We start from the raw sequence: 14,250 nt of genomic DNA, 5'->3' as shown, positions 1-14,250 counted from the left end.
CGCGGCCAAACGGCCAAACAGGGTGCCCGTTCGGTGTCCGGACCCACGATCGTGTCGCCGGACCCCATGGTCCGGCGACACACGAGGGTGCACCTCGAACACCCCGGCCACAGCCGCCGGTCAGTGCTCGCGCGGAGCCGGGACCACACGCTCCACCTCGGGGTGGGCGGTGAGAAGTTGCCGCATGGCCGTCTCGGCGCCGTTCGCGTCGCCGGCGGCGACGGTGTCCACGATGCGCGCGTGGTGCGCCAGGGACGCCTCGGACGGGCGATCGCAGCCCGCGGCAGGCCCCCCGGACACCTGCAGGGCGGCGGCCACGATGCCCGACAGGTGCTCCAGCATGCGGTTGCCCGCGACCTGGATCAGCAGCGAGTGGAACTCGGCGTCGGCACGGCCGAACGTGATCCCGTCGCCCTGCGCCAGCGAGTGGTTCATGATCTCCACCATGTCGGCGAGACGCTGCTGGACCTCCTCGCGACCGTGCCCCGCCGCCAGCCGGGCGGCGAGCGGCTCGATCGTCCAGCGGAGCTCGGTCAGCTCGCGGCGCTGGTCGTCGCGCTGGGGACCGAAGGCTCGCCACTCGATGATGTCGGGGTCCAGCAGGTTCCAGTCGCTGACCGGACGAACCCTGGTGCCCACGTTCGGGCGGGCGCTGACAAGGCCCTTGGCCTCGAGGACCCGCAGCGACTCGCGGACCACGGTGCGGGAGACCTCGAAGCGCTGGCCGATCTCCTCCGGCACGAGCGGACGGTCGGCCCCGAGGTCCCCGGAGACGATCATCTGGCCGAGCTGCTGGACGAGTTGACCGTGGAGCCCGCGACCCCGGCTGCCCGCGGCACGGCGGCCGGCCCGGCCCAACTCGCTTTCCGCGGTGTCCCAGGCCGGGGGGCCGACCCGGTCGACGCCGGGCACCTCCGGGTAAGGGTATCGGTCGAGGTTGCCCGGGCCGGCGAGACCGGATTCGGCGGGGCGGGCGGCGGTCATCATGGTGTGCGCAAGGGTACTCACGCATCTTTATGTCGGCGTGCCCTCAGCCACCCTTGAGGTCTTTGGTGAAAAGCACACGAAAGGGTGATCGGCGCCCACCTCGCAATTGACGCCTTATCGGGAAGAAACGGTCATTCTTCGGGGAGTTACGGGCAGCCCCTCACACCACGATCGCGCTCGGTCACCAACGAGCCCTGCCGCGAAGTCCGATGAGCAGATACGAGCACAGCAGGACAACAAGCGACAACATCAGTGCTGCACCCACAGGTTGCACGAACACCCGCAGCCCGGCGAGCAACCAGCGGTCCACCTCATGCGGCCAGCCCGGCCAGGTCAGCTCCTGCAGACGCCCCGCGAATCCCGCGAGCGAGCCGCCGGACGGGCCGTCCAACGCCTTTCGCACGAGGGGGACCACGACCACGGGTACCACCGCCACCGCCGCCACACCCGCGGCCGTGCCGCGGAAGGTGCCAGCGGCGAGCAGGCCCGACCACGCGCTGCCGACCAGGAGCCCGGACCAACTCAGGCACAGAGCAGCCCAGTTCCCAGGAACGGGCAGCGGGTCCAACCCGTACAGGAGCCACAGCGCCTGGGCGTCGAGCACGACGACGGCGCCGCCGATCGCGAGGGCCGCCACGGCCGTCACCGCAAGCTTGGCGAGGAGCAGCCCGAGCCGCCGGGGAACGGTTCCGCGGGCGGCCGCCAGAGCGGGATAGCGGAACTCCTCCCCGAACGAGAGGGCTCCGAGCACGCCGGCCCCCACGGCGGCCGGAGGCAGGGGCCACCCGTCGGGCCAGGCCCCGAGGAGGCCCGGCAGCGGGGTGCGGCCGACGTGGCCGAGCAGGGCGGAGAGTGCGGCCGAGGAGACGAGCACGGCCGCGACGACCAGAAGGGTCGTCCGGACACCGAGGAAGCGGCGCAGTTCGTACCGCAGCGGCTGGAGCGGCTGCGACGGCAGCCGCCCGGCGCGGGACGCCCCCCTGCGGGGGCGGGCGGAGGGCTGCCCTTCCGCGGCAGGCCGAGCGAAGCGCACAGCTCCCCGGCCGCTGCGGAGGGGACCGGTGCGCGGCGCGCCGCCCGCCCGAGGCTCCACAGAGGCGTCCGGGCCGGGCTCCGTGGAGCCTCGGGCCCCGGGCGGGGGAGCTGCGGGGCCCAAGGCCCCGGCCCCCGCCACGGGCATGTGGGCAAAGGCGTGGCCGTGGATACGGCTGCGGGCAGCGGGCTCGTGGCCCGCATCGCGGACTCCGGGGCAGGGCGGCGAGGCAGCCGGATCCGGACCGGCGTCCGGGCGGCGCACCGCGGGTGAACGGGAGGCCGCCCCGTGAGGAGCGGCGCGGTGGCAGCCGGGATCCTGCGGCACCGCGGGGTGGGGATCCGCACCGGGCTCGGGCGCGTACGGGAGGCCGTCGTCCGGGGATACCGGCCGGGCGGCATCCCCGGCGGTGAGCCGAGGACCGGCACGACCGCACCGCGCCGGTACGGGGCCGGGGCCGGCCGGCTCCGCGCGGGCGGTGCCCTCCGCCGGCTCGCCCGTGCGCACGGCTGCGGACAGCGGACGAGGGCCGGCGTCACCGGTCTCCTCTGCGAGCCGGTGGACGGGAACGCCGTACCGAAAGGCGGCGTCCCCGATCTCCGCGCAGCTGCTGCCGTACACGGAGAGCCGGTTCGCGCCCTCGATGACGACCTCGACGGAGCGGTGTCCGGCCCGCGACTCGCGGCTCAGTGCCGCGGCGAGCCTTCCGGTGTGCGGTGTGCGGACCGCGACCCGCGGCCGGAGCCGGGTACGGGCGAAGTCGGCGGCATCCTGGTCGGCGACGAGCCGGCCGTGGTCGATCGTGACCACGCGATCTGCGGCCCCGGCGGCCTCCTTGGGGTCCGCGGTCGTGTAGAGGACGGTCCCGCCGTGCGCGGCATGAGCGCGCAGCAGGCCGAACAGCCAGCTGTGTTCGCGCGGCGAGAGTCCCCGGGACGGGGCGTCGAGAAGCAGGGTGTGCGGATCGCCCAGCAGCGCGGAAGCCAGTCCCAGCCGGCGGCCCATTCCGAGCGAGAGGGAGCCGAGTCGGGCGTCCCGCAGTGCGGCGATGCCCACGAGGTCGAGCATGTCGTCCGCGCGCGACACCGGCACTCCGGCGGCCGCGCAGAGCATGCGGAGCTGCCCCCGTGCGGTGCGGGCGGGATGCCCGGGGACATCGGCCAGCAGCACTCCGACCTCCCGGGCCGGGGTCGCCATGGCGTGCAGGGGGCGTCCGCGGAAGTACGCGACGCCCCGGCCGGCCTCGAGCCCGAGCATCAGGCGCAGGGCCGTGCTCTTGCCCGAACCCCTGGCCCCGAGCAGGGCGGTGACGTCGCCGGGCCTGGCCTCGAAGGTCAGATCGTCGACGGCACGCGCGCGGTGGTGGCGGGAGGTGCTGGTGAGTCCGATGGCCTGGAGCATCGCTTCCCTTGCGGAGGTGAGACCGCTCGGCGGCAGTGCGGGTATGCGGCAGGTGTGGATACCGCAGCACGATAACGCGACATTTCAGACATTCTTTGCAGCCCCGGAATGCCGGGTGTCAGATGCCGCCGCGGCTTCCGCAACTCCACGGCCGCGGGCCTCAGACCTCGGGGCGCAGCATCGGCGGATTGAGCAGGGTCGCACCGCCCGCCCTGAAGAGCTGGGCCGGGCGCCCTCCCTGGCGGGTCGTGGTACCGCCCGTGGGCACCAGGAAACCGGGGGTCCCGGTCACCTTGCGATGGAAGTTGCGCGGGTCCAGGGCGACTCCCCACACCGCCTCGTACACCCGTCGCAGCTCGCCCACGGTGAACTCCGGCGGGCAGAAGGCCGTGGCCAGCGACGAGTACTCAATCTTGGAGCGGGCCCGCTCCACGCCGTCCGCCAGGATCCTGGTGTGGTCGAAGGCGAGCTGTCCGTACTGGTCCTCGTGACGCGCACCCCCCTGCTGGCTCAGCAGCGACCCGACGGGCGACCAGCGCGCCTGGTTCGCATCACCCCCGGCACGCGGTGGCGGGAGGTCCGGGGCGAGTGCCAGATGCGCCACACTGACCACGCGCATCCGCGGGTCCCTCTTCGGGTCACCGTAGGTCGCGAGCTGCTCGAGGTGGGCGCCGCTACCGGGCGCGGGGGAACGCGGGTCGTGCACGCAGAGCCCCGTCTCCTCGGCGAGTTCACGCGCCGCCGCAGCCGTGAGGTCCTCCTCGGCCCTGACGAATCCTCCGGGCAGTGCCCACCGCCCCTGGAACGGCTGCTCACCGCGTCGCACGACCAGAGCGCACAGCGCGTCGCGCCGCACGGTGAGAACGACCAGGTCGACGGTGACGGCGAAGGGCGGGAAGGCCGACGGGTCGTAGGGCATGCCGCGATCATAGTCGTCTCCCTGACGATAAACACTCCCTTCCGTGCGGGAACGGCGACTTCCCGTGCTCATCGAGTCGACTGCGCACTCCCCCGCCGGGCCCCGGCCCGACGCCCCGGCGGCCGCCCCCGCCCGCTTCCCCCGGGAGCGCGGTCGCGGCGGGCCACTGATTCGGGCGTGCTGCGAAAGTTCCTCCCGGCCCGCGGTTCCCGGCACGCACTTCCCCGGTTCCCTTCGGGCTCGGGGGGTGCTCCGGTGCCGCGTTGCCGGAGGCATCCGGGTACGTCCGGTGGCGAGGACGCCCATCCGCCGCGCCCTCGCAGGCACCGGACACCGGGGCCCCGCCCTGCGGAGGGAGCCGCCGTCGCCGCGCCCCGCAGGCCGCGCCCGCCCGTCGCTCCCCGGCAGGGCCGGACACCGCGTACAGACCGCCGTCCGTGGGGGCTTCAGGCCCGGGGCACGCCGGCACGGAGCTCAAGCCGGGGCACCCCGCCCACCGGGGCGGGGACCGGACCGGGGGGAGGCGGAGCACGGATCGGGGCAGTGGCACGCGACGGCGTCGGATGCGCGAGTCGGCGGCGACCTCGCGAGCCCGGCGGGCCCGACCAGGGGATATGCGGGCACGGGCAGGCGGAGGGTGCTTGGACGGCTCCCGGTGCCCGACCGGCACCGGGCGGCTCCTGTCGCCCGGTCCGGCATCGCCGCCCAGCCGGACGGAGGCACCAGCGCGAGCCCGGGGCCGATCAGACTCCGTCCCCTGCGCCCCTTCCCGTGCCACGCTCACCGGAGCGGCCTGCCGGGCACGGGCCGCCGCATGCCGCCCCGCCACCGTCGGCAGGCGAAGCAGAAGGCCGCCTCGATGCGGTGACTGCTCCCGAAGCTGCGGAGCCCGCTGCCGTCTGCTTCCGAACCGCCGGGCGCACCCGGTACCCCGGGTGCGCCCCGGATCGCCGCGGCTCCTCGGTGCGGTGACACGAAGATCGGGCCGGGCCGGAGGTCCGCATACCGTCGCCCTCCGCGTCCGGCATATCCGCGGGGGAGGCGGACGGGTCATGGCCCGATCCGGGACGCTCGGCTGGGGTGCGCCCCGGTGCCACCGCGGCCGGGGAAGCGCCTTCAGCGGCCTGCTCGGCAAGGGGCGGCTCCGGGAGGGGGCCAGCAGGACCAGGCGCGCTTCCCGCGCACCCGGCCCTGGGCTCAGCGACCGCGGAGCCCGGCCCCGACCCCGACCCCGCCGAACCATCCGTGAGCTCCGCGACCGCAGGCCCCGACCCCGGCCGGGCGGCACCGGTCGGGGTGACCTCGTCCGCCGGGACGGGCGCGGACGCCCCTGCCCGCCGCGGCTCCTGCGCCGCCGGCCGGGTGCGCAGGCAGCGGCGCAGGTCCTCGGGATCCAGCCCGTCGTTGCACGCCTGGTGCAGCAGCCGTGCGAAGACGTACTCCGGATCTACGCGCAGAGCGAGGCTGAGAGCCACTCTCGCACCCGGCTCGTCGCCCGTGGACCAGGACACCCAGCCGGCCAGCGAGAGCGGAGCGGCTGCGTGCTCCACATAGGGGCCGACGCAGCGACGGGCGAGCGCGCGCCACAGCCTGAGCGCGCGATGGCCCTCCGGGCCCTCCATCCAACCGGCGGCCCGGTCACGGGTGTCGCGGTCCTGGAGACCGAGGATCACCGCGGCGGCCTCGGCATGGGAGATCAGCTCGTCATCCTGCGCGTCAGCCGGGGAACGGTCCGTGTCCGGCGTCGCGCTCTCCCCCAGGCGCTTCATCAACCGGCGGGCGAGGCCCAACGTCTCGGACCCGACCCGCTCCCTGCTCCCTCCGTCCAGGATCCTCGGCAGCAGAGCAGCGCCGGCGGAGTCCAGGGCCCGCTCCTGACCGGCCATGGCCGGGGTTCCGAGCGGCTCCAGACGGGCCTCCATCTCCCGCAGTGAGCCCCGCACCTGGATGCCCGCATAGGCCGCGGCCGCGGCCATCACCGAGGTGCCCGGGACCGCCGTCGCCGTCCCCTCCACCGGACAGCAGCGCGCATCCGGGCAGCAGTAGCTCCAGAAGCGGCCGCCCGAAACGCACAGGGCCTCCGGGACCGGCACGTCGAGTGCGCCGCAGGAGGTCCGGAGCCACTGCGCGAGCGGGCGCAGCCGCTCTATCACGGCCCGGCCGGACTCCCCTTCCGCGGGGTCCCGGCACAGGAAGACGACGATGCCGTCGGGCCGGGCGCCCCGGCTCTCGCTGCCCTCGACGAGGCACTCGGCGAGGTGCCGGGCGACGGGCAGCCACTCTCGGGGTGATTCCGGGATGCCCACCCGGAGCCGCCCTCCGAAGCGGCCCCGCCTGCCGTGGAGCGCGACGAGCACGATCGAGTCGGTCGGGTGGAAGCCCAGCATGTACGGCAGGGCGTCGGCGAGTTCGGCGGGCCCGCGCAGGATGACCTGCTGCTGATCGTCGGCGGGCGGCCCGTGGGATTCGTGGTGCCTGTTCATGGCACGACGTTCCCGCGGACCGCCAACGGACCGCGACCCCTGTGGATAACGTTCTCCACAGGAAGTCCGGCCCGTTCGCGCATTGCCCGTGCCATCGGGTTGCATGGGGGCATGACCAACGCAGATCGCGCACGGCTCAGGGCGTCGGCCGACGCAGTACTCGCACGTCTCGTCGAGGACACCACCGGGGCGGCGAGGCTCCGCGAGGACCAGTGGCGGGCCATCGAGGCACTCGTGGCGGAGAAGCGCCGGGCGCTGGTCGTGCAGCGGACGGGTTGGGGCAAGTCCGCCGTGTACTTCGTCGCCACCTCCTTGCTCCGTGAGCGGGGCAGCGGCCCGACAGTGATCGTCTCGCCGCTGCTCGCACTCATGCGGAACCAGGTGGAGGCCGCCGCGCGGGCGGGCATCCGGGCGCGGACGATCAACTCGTCGAACACGGAGGAGTGGGAGTCGGTCCAGGACGAGGTGGCGGCGGGCGAGGTCGACGTGCTGCTGGTGAGCCCCGAGCGGCTGAACAACCCCGACTTCCGAGACGGGGTACTGCCGAAGCTCGCGGCGGCGACCGGTCTGCTCGTGGTGGACGAGGCGCACTGCATCTCCGACTGGGGCCATGACTTCCGGCCCGACTACCGGCGGCTGCGCACGATGCTCGCCGATCTGGCGCCCGGAGTCCCGGTGCTGGCCACGACGGCGACGGCCAACGCCCGGGTGACCGCCGACGTCGCCGAGCAACTGGGCACGGGTGCGGGCACCGACGCGCTGGTGCTGCGCGGGCCGCTCGACCGGGAAAGCCTCAGTCTCGGCGTGCTCCGGCTCCCCGACGCCGCCCATCGGCTGGCCTGGCTCGCCGACCACCTCGACGAGCTGCCCGGCTCCGGGATCGTCTACACGCTGACCGTCGCCGCCGCGGAGGAGGTGACGGCATATCTGCGGCACTGCGGACACACGGTGGCCTCGTACACGGGCCGCACCGAGAACGCGGAGCGGCAGCAGGCGGAGGACGACCTGCTGACGAACCGGGTGAAGGCCCTGGTCGCCACCTCCGCGCTCGGAATGGGTTTCGACAAGCCCGACCTCGGCTTCGTCGTCCACCTCGGATCGCCCTCCTCTCCCATCGCCTACTACCAGCAGGTGGGCCGGGCGGGGCGCGGGGTGGAACACGCCGAGGTGCTGCTCCTGCCCGGCAGGGAGGACGAGGCGATCTGGCAGTACTTCGCCTCCGTCGCCTTCCCGTCCGAGGACCTCGTGCGACGTACCCTCGATGTCCTGGCACAGGCGGAGCGGCCCCTGTCGCTCCCGGCGCTGGAGCCGCTCGTCGAGCTGCGACGCACACGGCTGGAGGCCATGCTCAAGGTCCTCGACGTGGACGGAGCCGTGCACCGGGTCAGGGGCGGCTGGACGACGACCGGCCGGCCGTGGGTGTACGACTCCCAGCGCTATGCGTGGGTGGCGCGCCAACGAGAGAACGAGCAGCAGGCAATGCGCGACTACGCCTCGGCCGCGGGCTGCCGGATGGAGTTTCTGCGCCGGCAGCTCGACGACGGGGACGCGGCCCCGTGCGGACGCTGCGACAACTGCGCCGGGCCCCGCTTCGACGCCTCCGTGTCGGCCGCCGCGCTGGACGCCGCCCGAGGCGAACTGGGCCGCCCCGGCGTGGAGGTGGAGGCCCGCAAGATGTGGCCCACGGGCCTTTCGGCGGTCGGGGTGGACCTGAAGGGCCGTATTCCCGCGGGCGAGCGGGCCCTCACCGGCCGGGCGCTGGGCAGACTCTCCGACATCGGCTGGGGCAACCGGCTTCGGCCGATGCTCGCCGTGCAGTCCCCGGACGGCCCGGTGCCCGCCGATGTGGCCGACGCCGTCGTGAGTGTGCTGGCCGACTGGGCCAGGGGACCCGGTGGTTGGTCCTCCGGGGCCCCGGGGGCTCCGGCCCGCCCCGTCGGGGTCGTGACCATGGCCTCGCGCACCAGACCTCGACTCGTGGAATCGCTCGGAGCCCGCATCGCGGAGGTCGGAAGGATGCCCGTCCTCGGCACCATCGGCTACGCGGACGGTTGGCAGGACCGGCACATCTCCCGTACGAACAGCGCGCAGCGGGTGCGCGGGCTGCATGAGGCCTTCGTCCTTCCACCGGAGCTCGTGCGGGCGCTGACGGAAGCGGGGGGCCCGGTGCTGCTTGTGGACGATCTTTCGGACAGCGGCTGGACCCTCGCCGTCGCCTCACGGCTGCTGCTGCGGGCGGGAGCCGAGGGAGTCCTTCCACTGGTCCTGGCAGTTCAGGCGTAGAGGTTGCGGCGCGTAGTGGGTCGACGCGCAGGGAAATCAGCGCCATTTCCGTCTATTCCAGTCAGCGGCGTCAATTGCTCGTTGCCGCCCGCCCCCGGGCCCGCAAGAATTGGAACCACCGCCCCCGCCCGGTCCGATCGCGGTCCGCAAGGGCCATGCCGCGGTGCGCCCTCACTCGACCCTGCCCGTGCTGCGGGCGCGTATGCGAAGGGAGGACCGTGACCTTCGGATTCGCCTCGTCCGCAGCCACTTCGTTCCATGGATCGGCCGGCTCCGCCAGCCGCCTCACCAGACTGCTGGCACCCGCGGAGTGGGCGGAAGCGGGGATACCCCTCCTTCGCAACCCGCGCGAGGTGGTCAGCGGGCTGCATGTCCGGCATGAGCCCGCGCTCTCGACGGCCGTGGTCGCCGTGCTCGACACCGAGGAACGCCTCGTCGCCAGTGCCTCGTTCGCCCGGCGGCCCGCCCCGGCCGACGGGTGGGAGTTCCGCAACACCCTGCTGGCGCAACTGCGCCGAGTCATCCCCCACGACCTGCGGCGCCGCTCACCGGTGCGTACCGCCGTGCTGCTCTACTGCCGTGAGGGCGACGAGCGTTGGACGGAGGAGGACGGCGCCTGGATGTGGGGCCTGCGGGACGCGTGCACCTTGCACGGGCTGCGCTGCGGCGCGTACATCACGCTCACGCGCGGCGGGTGGCAGGTGCTCGGTGATGGGCGCGGCGGCCGCCGGCCCAGCTCCGGATCTCCACCGGCCGGTTTCGCGGAGCTGGTGTCCGGCCCGGGGAGGGCACCCATGCGCACGGCGAGCGGCGCCGCCGAGGCGATGCGCCGTACGGCGGCCCGCTGAAGCCTCCGGTGGCCGTCTCCGGCATCCGGGTCCCGGCCTCGCTCGTGCGCGTCGGCTGACATCACCCCATCACCCGTCAGGCACCACGCCGAGCGGCGCCGGCCGCCTCAGGCGAGGTTCGCCCTGTCGCGCCGCCCGGCAGGGCAGACACGAGGAACCGCGGCGCTGCCGAATCAGCCGAATTCACCGAGTAGGCCTACGACGAGGCCGATCCGGCGCCTTGCGGGGCACCGCAACGAACCCCGCGCCGCCCTGCGCCGCGCCGCTCCCTGACGGGCGAACCCTGCCTGCTCCGGCACTCGCCCGCACCGGCGCCTGCGGTGCAGGGACCACGGCTCCGCAGACGAGGACAGGGCAGGCGCCCACGCCCGGGCCGCGCCCCGTGCTCCGGTGGTGCGCCGCACCGCCGCGGGCCCGGCCCCGTGCCGGTGCACGCCCGCACCGCACCGGGCTGGACACCGCGTCAGGACCGAGCATGGCGCCGGACACATTCCGCGCCGCCCCCGGTCCGACCGCAGACGCCGCCGGGCCGCTCGCTCAGGCAGCCGCACCGAGCGCCGCGTTGATCCGCTCGGGGTCACCACACACGATCAGCAGCGCTCGCGCGCGCCCCAGGGCAACGGGCAGCACCTGGGCGGCGCCGTCGCCGCTGTCGCCGTTCACGGCGACGACGACCACGGTCCGGGGCGAGGCGCGTCCCACCGAGGCGGCGTCCGCGTAGAACACGTCGTCGGCGGCATCGTGCTGGGCCCAGTAGGCGCTCTCGCCGAAGGACAGCTCGTGAGTCGCCCAGGGATGCTGCTCGCCCGTGGTCAGAACGAGTATCTCGCCCGGGGCGCGCCCCGAGTCGAGCAGCAGGTCGACGGCCTCACCGGCGGCGTCGAGCGCCCCCTCGGCGGAAGCGGGGATGAGTTGGATCTGCGGCGCGGAACGATTCTGCTTCCGGGGCGACGCCGGAGCGGCGGAGCCGTGCGCGCGCTGCGCGGGCGGAGCGGGCCTGGCCGGACCGGGGCCGGGGCGCCCGGAACGGGGGGCGGCCACGCTGCGCGGACCGGGTACGGGACGGGGGGTCGGCGCGGTGCGGCCTGCGGCCGAGGCGCGGGGACCCTGGGCACTCTCGTGAATCTGAGGCTCCTCGGGGATGAGAGGCATGGGTGGATTTCTATCAAACGCCGGTGCGACGAGCATCGGCGGGTGGTACATGAGTGCGACCGGCTATCGGGCCGGTCGGCACAGTACTCCTGGTACGGCCGGTTCAGAAGTCGAAGCCGAGTTGGCCCCCGCTTTCCAGAGCGGCCGCCTGCGCGGGGGTCCGGACCTTCCTCAGATGCCGCCAGCGCGGCATCTGCTCGAGGTAGGCCCAGGACAGCCGGTGGAAGGGCGTGGGACCGAGGTCGTGCAGCGCTGCCCTGTGCACCGGCGACGGGTAGCCGGCGTTCTCGGCGAACGCGTACGGCCCGACGGCCGCCGTCCCCCGTCCCAGCGCGGCCATGAGCTCGTCCCGCCGCACCTTGGCGATCACCGAGGCGGCCGCGACGGCGACACAGGACCGGTCGCCCTTGATGACCGTCCGAACCCGCCACGGTGCGCCGAGGTAGTCGTGCTTGCCGTCCAGGATCACCGCGTCGGGACGGACCGGAAGCCCCTCCAGGGCCCGGGACGCCGCCAGGCGCAGGGCCGCCGTCATGCCCAGATCGTCGATCTCCTCCGGGGAGGCGTGCCCGAGCGCATGACAGGAGACCCAGCGCTCCAGCTCCGCCGCCAGCGCCGCACGGCGCCTGGGTGTGATCAGCTTGGAGTCGGTCAGCCCGGCGGGCGGCCGGCGCAGACCCGTGACGGCCGCGCACACCGTGACCGGACCGGCCCACGCCCCTCGCCCGACCTCGTCGACACCGGCGACGATCTTGGCACCGGTGGTGGCGCGGAGGGAGCGCTGGACAGTGTGCGTGGGTGGTTCGTACGGCATGGCGCCAGACAGGTTACGCCGCGCGGCCCGGTCGCGACACCCCGGCTCCCCTTCCCCGGACGGGACCGCAGTCGGCCGCTGCTCAGGACGCGCGCGTCGCACCACTTCCGGACCGGCCGGATCGGCGGAACCGGTAGCCGGCACTTCGCTTCCGCACACTCCGGGCCGGTACACCGCCATCGCCGGGTGCGCGGCGATGACCGGCGGCGCCGGAGTCGCAACACCGCGTCGACATCCGCCGCACCACCGCGAACCCCCTCCGGAAGCGGCCCGCAGACGGCTCGACGAGAGCACCGGCGCCCGGCTCACGAAGGCCCCGCGCCGCCCCGGCGCATCGCACTCGTGAAGCACCACCCGAAGGGCCCGTCCAAGACTCGGGGGTGCATCGCCCGCGGACGGGCGCGGTCGGCGGGCGGATCGGCGGAGATCGCCGCAGTCGCCTCCATGCCCACGCGCGCCCACGCGTGAGCGGGGGCGGTCGGCCGTGCGGACCGCCGGGCGCCCCCGGGCACGGGCATCCGACGACCCCGGTGCGGCGGACCGGGCACGCCCCGGCGCAAGGGTGCCGCGGCCCCCGGGGTCAGGCAGCCCGGGCCCGCAGCCAGCCGGGCAGGGCCTCGGTCTGCTCCAGCCAGAGAGCGGGCGGAGCCCCGGCCCCGGCCGCCGCGACCACTCCCCCCGCGATGGCGCAGGTCGTGTCGACGTCCCCGCCCACCTGGGCGGTGGTCCAGAAGGTCTCCTCGAAGTCCCCGAGGGCCCGGGCCGCCGACCAGAGCGCGAACGGGACGGTGTCGTGCGCGCTGGTGCGGCGCCCCCGGCCGAGCACCGCCGCGACCGTCCCGGCGTCGGCGTAGTCGAGCATGTCCCGCGCGCGGCGGAGACCCTGCCCCACGGCACTGCGCGGCACCAGCGCGATCACCCCGTCCAACAACTCGCCGGGCGCCGGGACCCCGTCCTCGGAGGCCGCGAGCGCAGCGGCCGCGGCGACCGCCATGCACCCGGCGACGGCCTCGCGGTGCTGGTGCGTGGTGTACGCGGAGATCTCCGCCTGATGGGTGGCCTGCTCGGGGTCGTCGGCGTACCAGGCGCCGAGCGGGGCGATGCGCATGGCGGCGCCATTGCCCCACGAGCCCTGTCCGTTGAACAGCCCTGCGGCCAGGTCGCGCCAGTCGCCGCCCTCGCGGATCAGCCTCAGCATCCGGTTCACGGCGGGACCGTAGCCCCGGTCGAAGTCGTGGTGGTGGGCGAAGGACCGGGCGAGTGCGTCCTGGTCGATGCGGCTGTGGTCGGCGAGTACGGCCACCACCGAGCAGGCCATCTCGGTGTCGTCGGTCCACTGCCAGGGTCCGGACGGCAGGGCCCGCCGCTTCAGCAGCGCGTGGTGGGAGGGCACGAAGAACTGGGAGCCCAGGGCGTCCCCCACGGACAGCCCGCGCAGGCTCGCCAGGGCGCGGCCGAGGCGCCGGTCGAGAATGGAGTCAGCGGTCATCGCACTGCCACTCTATCCGGTGACTCCGTACCACTCGGGTGTGCACCAGCGCTCGAAGGGCCTGTCCAGTGCGTATCGGCCGTCCTCGCCGAGCAGCAGCGTCCTCGTCTCGCCGTTGCCGGGGTTGGACAGCGACTCGAACTCGGGCACCGTCCAGTGGAACCAGCGCATGCAGAACAGGCGCATGGTCAGGCCATGGGTGACGAGCAGGACGTTGGGCGGGTGCTCGGGGGACTCGAAGCTCCGGTGGAGACTCTCCAGGAAGGCCCCGACCCGGTCGTAGACGTCCGCGCCCGACTCGCCCTGCGGCAAACGGTAGAAGAAGTGGCCGTAGGCGTCACGGGAGGCCTTCTGAAGCCGCACGGCGTCCCGCTCCTGCCAGTTGCCCCAGTCCTGCTCGCGCAGTCGCGGTTCCTCTCTGATCCTGACGAGCCGGGAGTCGAGCCGGAACGCGTGGAGCGTCTGGTGGGTGCGCCGATAGGGCGACACGTAGACACTGACGCGCTCATGCCCAAAGAGGGTGGCCAGCCGGCTGCCGGTCTCCTCGGCCTGGCGCCATCCGCGGTCGGTGAGGCTCAGCGCGTGGTCGGGCTTGCGCTCGTAGACCGAGTCGTCGGCGTTGCCCTCCGACTCGCCGTGCCGGACGAGGACGATGCGCCGTGGTCGTGCCATAGGACAAACCCTAGTGCCGCCACCCGCCGCGCCCGTCCGGCGCAGCCCCCGGCCGGCACCCGTGCACCGCCGGCCACGGGGCCTGCGCGGTGCCCGCGGCCGAGCCGCCGGCGGACGCGGCGAGGATGCGCCGCAGGCGTGAGCCGGCTCCGGGGCGGCGGATCGGGGC

Annotated in this window: 10 protein-coding genes; 2 read left to right on the top strand and 8 right to left on the bottom strand. The window is 74.3% G+C overall.

Annotated elements, in window-relative coordinates:
• Window positions 1-120 precede the first annotated feature (120 nt).
• The 4 genes from SCWH03_RS22440 to SCWH03_RS22425 all read right to left on the bottom strand — a co-directional run bounded on the left by SCWH03_RS22440 (window position 121) and on the right by SCWH03_RS22425 (window position 6,823).
• On the bottom strand, window positions 121-987 hold the full coding sequence (locus SCWH03_RS22440; protein ID WP_272491112.1) for a FadR/GntR family transcriptional regulator: 867 nt from the start codon (window positions 985-987) through the stop codon (window positions 121-123).
• A 181-nt stretch (window positions 988-1,168) separates the two neighbouring features.
• On the bottom strand, window positions 1,169-3,421 hold the full coding sequence (locus SCWH03_RS22435; RefSeq protein WP_173266107.1) for an ATP-binding cassette domain-containing protein: 2,253 nt from the start codon (window positions 3,419-3,421) through the stop codon (window positions 1,169-1,171).
• A gap of 160 nt (window positions 3,422-3,581) precedes the next feature.
• Entirely contained in the window at window positions 3,582-4,340 is a 759-nt protein-coding gene (locus SCWH03_RS22430; protein ID WP_173266106.1) for an NUDIX hydrolase, read from the bottom strand.
• Between the two features lie 743 nt (window positions 4,341-5,083).
• Entirely contained in the window at window positions 5,084-6,823 is a 1,740-nt protein-coding gene (locus SCWH03_RS22425; RefSeq protein WP_173266105.1) for a DUF4192 domain-containing protein, read from the bottom strand.
• A gap of 111 nt (window positions 6,824-6,934) precedes the next feature.
• Here SCWH03_RS22425 and SCWH03_RS22420 point away from each other — a divergent pair, with 111 nt between their 5' ends.
• Window positions 6,935-9,106: a RecQ family ATP-dependent DNA helicase gene (locus tag SCWH03_RS22420; RefSeq protein WP_173266104.1), complete on the top strand. Its 2,172-nt coding sequence runs from the start codon at window positions 6,935-6,937 to the stop codon at window positions 9,104-9,106.
• 218 nt (window positions 9,107-9,324) lie between these two features.
• Window positions 9,325-9,954 (top strand): hypothetical protein, encoded by a 630-nt coding sequence (locus SCWH03_RS22415; protein ID WP_173266103.1) that lies wholly within the window; start codon window positions 9,325-9,327, stop codon window positions 9,952-9,954.
• Between the two features lie 537 nt (window positions 9,955-10,491).
• On the opposite strand, the gene SCWH03_RS22410 is transcribed toward SCWH03_RS22415, so the two are convergent.
• The 4 genes from SCWH03_RS22410 to SCWH03_RS22395 form a co-directional block, all read right to left on the bottom strand.
• Window positions 10,492-11,106, bottom strand: a complete 615-nt coding sequence (locus SCWH03_RS22410; protein WP_173266102.1) for a hypothetical protein — start codon at window positions 11,104-11,106, stop codon at window positions 10,492-10,494.
• Window positions 11,107-11,209: 103 nt separating this feature from the next.
• Window positions 11,210-11,920, bottom strand: a complete 711-nt coding sequence (rnhB, locus tag SCWH03_RS22405; protein WP_173266101.1) for a ribonuclease HII — start codon at window positions 11,918-11,920, stop codon at window positions 11,210-11,212.
• 580 nt (window positions 11,921-12,500) lie between these two features.
• A complete protein-coding gene (locus SCWH03_RS22400) occupies window positions 12,501-13,409 on the bottom strand; it encodes an ADP-ribosylglycohydrolase family protein (RefSeq protein WP_173266100.1) in 909 nt (302 codons plus the stop codon).
• A gap of 12 nt (window positions 13,410-13,421) precedes the next feature.
• The gene (locus tag SCWH03_RS22395; protein WP_173266099.1) at window positions 13,422-14,081 is read right to left on the bottom strand and encodes a histidine phosphatase family protein; all 660 of its coding nucleotides are present in this window, start codon (window positions 14,079-14,081) and stop codon (window positions 13,422-13,424) included.
• Window positions 14,082-14,250: the final 169 nt, after the last annotated feature.

Source organism: Streptomyces pacificus (genome assembly GCF_011766325.1).
Lineage (GTDB): Bacteria > Actinomycetota > Actinomycetes > Streptomycetales > Streptomycetaceae > Streptomyces > Streptomyces pacificus.
This window is presented reverse-complemented; position numbering and strand designations above follow the sequence as displayed.